Here is a 4118-nt window from a genome sequence, read left to right on the forward strand (position 1 = left end):
TCTGTAGCGCTGTAGGTGAAATTGGCGGTGGTAAAGTTGGCTGTCGATTGGAAAAATAATTGGTTAATGTCAGCAGGGGTCAGAATTTGACCAGCGGTGACAATCGTGCCACCAGTATCGGGATTGCCTAAAAATATCAGCCCTTCATTTGCTGGTGGGACGGTGTTAATGGTGAAGGATGCGATCGAGCCGTCGGGGTCGCTTCCTCCAAGTCCTGCGATCGCCACAGTGCTGCTGGGGGCGATTTCGAGGTTGACCGGGGCTGCTTCTGGCGGTAGGTTTGGCAATGGCTGCAGCGCCGATACAGTAGCGCTGGCGGGGCTGGTAGCGCCCTGGTTGTCTGTAGCGCTGTAGGTGAAATTGGCGGTGGTAAAGTTGGCTGTCGATTGGAAAAATAATTGGTTAATGTCAGCAGGTGTCAGAATTTGACCGGCGGTGACAATCGTGCCGCCCGTATCGGGATTGCCTAAAAATATCAGCCCTTCACTTGCTGGTGGGACGGTGTTAATGGTGAAGGATGCGATCGAGCCGTCGGGGTCGCTTCCTCCGAGTCCTGCGATCGGCACAGTGCTGCTGGGGGTAATCTCGACGTTGACGTTGTTAGCTATCGGCGGTTGGTTGGCGGGAGTCGGAGTCGGTGCGGGAGTCGGAGTCGGAGTCGGGGGTGAGGCGATGCTGGTGGTAACAGTTGCGCCGGGATCGCTGCCGTTATTGTTGGCGGGATTCGGGTCATTCGTGTTTGAGGTACTTCTTGCCGTGTTGCTGACAGTGCCTGTCGCCGGCACTGGGAATCTGACAGTCCGGCTGACGGTCACGCCGTCAGCTAAGCTGGCAATGGGCGGAAAGCTGACAATGCCTGTGGCTGGGTCGTAAATACCGCCGCTGGACGCTGTAACGCCCGTTAAACCGGGAACGATGCTATCTGTAACGGTGATGTTGGTGGCGGTAGTGGGCCCTCTGTTTTCGGTGAGAATTGTGTAGGTGACATTTGACCCAGGGGTGGCCGTAGCGGGTCCGGTTTTGACCGTCACTACATCAGCGCTATCGGTGATGGTAGTGGTGATTCGCGCTTGGGGGCTGCTACCGTTGTTGTTGTCAGGATTGGGGTCTGGGCTCGTTGATGTGCTGCTAGCAGTGTTGGCGACGGTACCGCCAGTGGCGGGAACTGCGAAACTGACGGTTCTGTTGGTGCTGGCTGCGCTAGCTAGGGATGGGATCGCCGTCCAAGTCACAATACCTGTAGTTTCGTTGTAAGTTCCGCCGTCGGAAACGCTGACTCCTGTTAAACCCGGAACAATGCTGTCGGCGATCGCCACATTGGTTGCCGCACTCGGCCCACTGTTGGCTGCCGTAATTGTGTAGGTGACAGTCGAGCCGGCTGCTGCAGTAGCGGGTCCGGTTTTGACCGTCACTACATCAGCCCTATCGTTCGTAATAGTGGTCGTGACTCGCGCCTCCGGGCTGCTGCCGCTGTTGTTACCGGGTACGGGATCGATCGTACTGCTGCTGCTGAATACACTGTTGGTAATAGAGCCAAGTGTAGTTGGGGTCGTAACAGTTACGGTGCGCGTGGTGGTAGTCCCAACAGGTAAATTCGGAATAGTGGGCCAGGTTACCAGTCTCGTTGTCGCGTTGAAAGTGCCGTCGCCCTCGGCACTAGCAAATACTGCCCCTACGGGCAATTGATCTTCAATCACCACGTTTTCGGCGTCGTTCGGGCCGTTATTTACTGTCGTAATTGTGTAAGTAATGCTGCTACCCGGTGCCGCTGCGGCCGGGCCTGTTTTCCTTGAGGCAACATCTGCCGTAGTCAGCGGCACGTCTATAGTTTGGATAGATAAAGTGCGAACGTCGTGAATATTTGTTGCGTCTCCCGTTGAACCAGCAAAACCAAATTTGAATGTTGCCGGTATTTGCTCGTCGTTTATCTCCTCTAAATTGGCAATGTCGATAATAGTCTCGCCCTGATCTGTAAACGAACCATTATTGTTGAGATCAAAGTTAACTGTGAGACGGTTTGGCGTTGCAGAATTGGGTGGTTGCAAAATAATTTGAACTCTTCTTCTGGCTGCTTCGCGACTGGTAGTAAGTGCGTTGATCGGCCCGTTTGGAGGCAGAGGATTTACGGTATCTGGAATATTATCTACTCCCTGTGGCACAAAAGTAGAAGTTAAAAACTTATATTGCGTAGCTTCGCTACCTCGAAGCGTTACCGAATCTGCTCTACGCCCCCCCGGAATTCCGCCTACACGCCCTTGAGTTGTAGTTGAAAAATTTCCGAATTCATCCAATCCAATTCCTAAATAACCTCCCAGTAAACCGGGCTGATTTGTATCTGTATTTTGGGCGTAGCCGAGAGACCCTCCATAGCCTCCAGCTACTGTTGGCGTCACCGTACCGTCAATTAAAAAGAAACTTATGCCATCACCTGTCCGCCCTGCTAAATTCGGACGCGCAGTGCCGTTGTAGACAAATAAATCGAAGACAATGTTAAGACCGCTGTTGACTGGAACCTGACTGTTATAGATAACAAAAGTAGATTGGTCAAAAGTTCTTGAAGTTAATCTCAACGCCCCGCTGCCGACCGGATCTATGTTCAAACCCGGAAAACTCTCCGTTCCGGTTCCTGCTGTTAAAGCTGGAGCGTCTGACGTGCCAGTAACCCCAGAGATCCAAGGCCCGATTAGACGTGCGTCTTGAAAACTTTCGTCCACTAAATTAATGAGGACAGCGCTGTAAGTTTTCTGGGTTTTTATTTCAAAGGCTATTGCGGTTTTTACTTGTCCTGCTCTAACATTTAATTGCCAGTTTCCTCCTAATTTAGCACTGCCAATTAGATTGTTAGAAGCAGCTATATTTGCGCCTGTTAATTCTCTCAACTTCCGCACGAAAGCAATCCCGGATTGTCCAGACCCAACCTTACACGCTAATAATAAAATATCAGCTTTTTTCCTGAAGGCCTTGCGCCACTGTTGCAAATGCCGATCGTACTTTTGCAAATTTTCATCCTTCAGTAAAGTTGACCCCAGTTGCACCGAAGCTTCATTGCCGTGAGCAACTATTTGAAGGCTGGCAATTAAGCTGCGTTTAGCTAGAATCTCGGTAATTTGTTCTACTCCGTCTAGGGTTCGATCGAGGACAATTATTTCTGTCCCTGGTTTTACTCCGCTGGTAAGATGCTGATAATTCTCTACCCTTGGGTCGATGCAAACTAAATGTTTTTTATGTTTAGTCTTGACGCCGTAACTCTCTTTTGCTAAACAGGAAACATCGATCGCCACATCACCGACTAAGGGCGCCCCAATCAAAGAAGCTTTTATGCACTCTGTGTCGCGGCGATCGCAACTTGATTGGTGAATTGGCGAAGAGTAGTTGCACCCTAAATTTTTCATGAGTTACATAGCTCCTTGACTTGTAAAATGTCCATCTTTAGTGGTAGATATTCTTGTTAATTGCTAATAAGAAATTGTTAATTGCTAATTTCTTGGCTTCGCATAGGTAACAAGTTCTATTTACTGCGATTTTTTTTTGATCGACATCTTCCCAAAGTAGCAGTTCGCTATATTTACCTGCAAAATCAGGCATTTCTTTAGCCAAACCTGAGTTAGCGCTAAACTATTTTCACCTGAGAAAAAACGGACACCCTGTACGAAAATATGCTGTATAATGCGATATTTGCTGCCCAAAAATAGTTGCTAATTGTTCGTTTTTGTATTAATTAGTTCTAATATAGTTTTTCTGACTCTTAGTAGGAGGGAACTCATTATCAAAAATCATTTAATGATATTCAATGAGCCAAATATAAGAGAATCTCTATTCCCTCAAACAAAGGTAGTAAATTTTGTATTCACACACTCAGTTTTTTTGCTTTAGTCGCGTTTTAATTACTAATAACCAATTTTAGACTGCTCGATAATTTAAAAAAATAAATAATTCATGGGCTTAATTTGGGCTTTTTTGGAAAATAAAAAACCCGGTTTATGTAACAAACCGAGTTGGGATAATCTCGAAAAAATTTAGCGAATAAAATGCGCTTTTATTTTAAGTAGAAAGAGTGAGAAAATCGAGAAAAGTCAGAGAATTATCAGCACCAAAAACCTGAGCCAAAACCTCGCCAG

1 protein-coding gene is annotated in these 4118 nt (G+C 47.7%); it reads right to left on the bottom strand.

Translation table 11 applies throughout. From position 1 onward, the window contains the following. The coding region (locus tag QUA38_RS27825; protein ID WP_333167594.1) for a DUF4347 domain-containing protein at positions 1-3392 on the bottom strand (3392 nt) is incomplete at its 3' end. Positions 3393-4118: the final 726 nt, after the last annotated feature.

This window comes from Microcoleus sp. Pol12B4 (assembly GCF_036701385.1).
In the GTDB taxonomy this organism is placed as follows: Bacteria; Cyanobacteriota; Cyanobacteriia; order Cyanobacteriales; family Microcoleaceae; genus Microcoleus.